Genomic DNA, 2,022 nt, shown 5'->3' with positions numbered 1-2,022 from the left:
CTGACCGAGGTCACGCCCGTCGCGGTGGTCATCCTGCGGATGTCGCGGCTGTCGGCCGTCGACGCCACCGGCGTGCAGGTCCTGCGCGACGCCGTGCGTCGGCTGGAGCACCGGGGCGTCACCGTCCTGCTCTCCGGCGTGCGCGACGAGCACCGCCGCGCGCTGGGCACGACGGACCTGCCCGTGTTCGACCACACGCCCGACGCCATCGACCACGCCCGGACCCTCCTGCGGGACCGCGACCTGCTGCCCTGATCACGCCCGCGGGCCGTGCCCCCGGAACCGCCCACCTGCGCGTCCGACCCCGGGCGGTGTCACTCGGGCGCTGTGCGGTAGGTGATGTCCGCGTTCGTGTAGTCGAACTGGGCGTAGGTGAAGGGCCCTTCGGACAGGTGCCAGACCGCGGTGCCGCGACGGGGGCGCATCCGACCCGCGACCAGGCACCAGCCGTCGACCGGGGTGGACCAGCGGGTCCTGACCGGACCCCCGGGCAGGTCGGCCCAGCGGTCCTCGGTGCTGAACTCGCGCGGTGCGCCGCGGTCGTCCACGGTGACGTGCGCGGTGACCGCGTTGTCGTGGTCGGTCAGGGTGAGGCCGAAGGTGTGCTCGTCGATCGCGGTCCACTCCACGGGCAGGCGCAGCAGCATCGACGGCGCCAGCAGGACGGCGTCGTCGAGGAACGTCACCAGCTCACCGAGGTCGAACTCGCGGCCCGCGCCGCCGGCGACCGGGAACAGGCCCAGCGCGGTGGCGTGCATCCGGCCGTGGCCGTGCTTGTAGACGTCCTCCGCCCGCACCGGGATGAGGTGCGCGAGCCGGAGGCGCATGCGGAAGTCGCGCGTCAGGGCGGTCGCGTCGTTGTGCTGCTCGCTGGTGCAGGCGATCCACCGCTGGTCCGGGCGCGTCCGGAAGAAACCGTGCGCGGTGGCGCGGAAGGACACGTCGGCCGGACGCCCCGGCACCCGGGTGAACGTCAGGTAGCGCCGTGCCGGCTCGGGCAGGTGGGCGATGTCGTCCGCGGTGATCGGTCCGGTGTGCATCGTGCTCGTCATCGGTGGTACCTCCGCCTTCGAGCCTGCTCGCGCCGTCGTGGGAGCGGCAGGGCCGAAGGCAACCGTCGGGAAGGGACTTCCGGCCACGTCACGCCGGCGAACCGCTCGTGCCGCCGACCACGCTCGGCCCGAACACCTCGTAGTGGATGCGGTCGGCCGGCACGCCCCGGTGCAGCAGCCCGTCCCGCACGTGGCGCATGAACGGCAGCGGTCCGCACACGTGGGCGGTCAGGTCTTCGGGCAGCGGCACGGCGTCGACGTCGATCAGGCCCCGCCGCCCGCCTTCGCCGTCCTCGTACCAGGTGAGCACGTCGGCAGCGGCCAGACCGGAGGCGAGGAGGTCGATCTCGGCCCGCAGCGCGTGCCGGTCGGGGGAGCGCTCGGCGTGCGCGACCACCACCCGTCGGGTGGGGTCGGTGCGGGCGATGTGGTCGAGCATCGCCGCGGTCGGGGTGATGCCGATGCCGCCGCTGACCAGCAGTACCGGGCCGTTCCCGGCCGCGAGGACGTTGTCCCCGGCCGGCGGGCCGACCAGGAGGGTGTCGTCGGCGTGGACGTGGTCGTGCAGGTGGTTGGACACCGCGCCGTCCGGGGCGTCGTCGAGGGCGCGCACGCGGCGCACGGTGATCCTCAGCGAGCCGCGTGCCGGGCCCTGCGACAGGGAGTACTGGCGGGGTTGGCGTCGCCCGTCGGGCAGCTCCGCGGCGACGGAGACGTACTGGCCGGGCGCGAAGTCGGGCACCGGGCCGCCGTCGTCGGGCACGAGGGTGAACGACACCGCGTCGACGGCCTCGTCCTGGCGCTTGGCCACCCGCCAGCGCCGCCAGAGCGTCACGGGGTCGACGCCGCCGCGCTCGTAGAGCCGCGCCTCGGCGGCGATCAGCTCGCACCCGAGCAGCCACTCCAACTCCACCCACGCGCCACGAGCTCCTTGACGCCCTGGATCACCACCAGACGCGACAACAGCACC

Annotated in this window: 3 protein-coding genes; 1 reads left to right on the top strand and 2 read right to left on the bottom strand. The window is 74.1% G+C overall.

What is annotated here, in order from left to right; all coding sequences use genetic code 11:
• The coding region (locus AB0G02_RS37100; RefSeq protein WP_360804247.1) for a sodium-independent anion transporter at positions 1-255 on the top strand (255 nt) is incomplete at its 5' end.
• 59 nt (positions 256-314) lie between these two features.
• Here AB0G02_RS37100 and AB0G02_RS37095 read toward each other — a convergent pair.
• Positions 315-1,052: a DUF6544 family protein gene (locus AB0G02_RS37095; RefSeq protein ID WP_360804244.1), complete on the bottom strand. Its 738-nt coding sequence runs from the start codon at positions 1,050-1,052 to the stop codon at positions 315-317.
• An 88-nt stretch (positions 1,053-1,140) separates the two neighbouring features.
• Positions 1,141-2,022: FAD-binding oxidoreductase (locus AB0G02_RS37090; protein WP_360804241.1), on the bottom strand; the 882-nt coding region annotated here is incomplete at its 5' end.

Source organism: Actinosynnema sp. NPDC023658 (genome assembly GCF_040639995.1).
Lineage (GTDB): Bacteria > Actinomycetota > Actinomycetes > Mycobacteriales > Pseudonocardiaceae > Actinosynnema.
The sequence above is the reverse complement of the archived record's forward strand: the minus strand, read 5'-3'. Positions and strand labels throughout refer to the sequence as shown.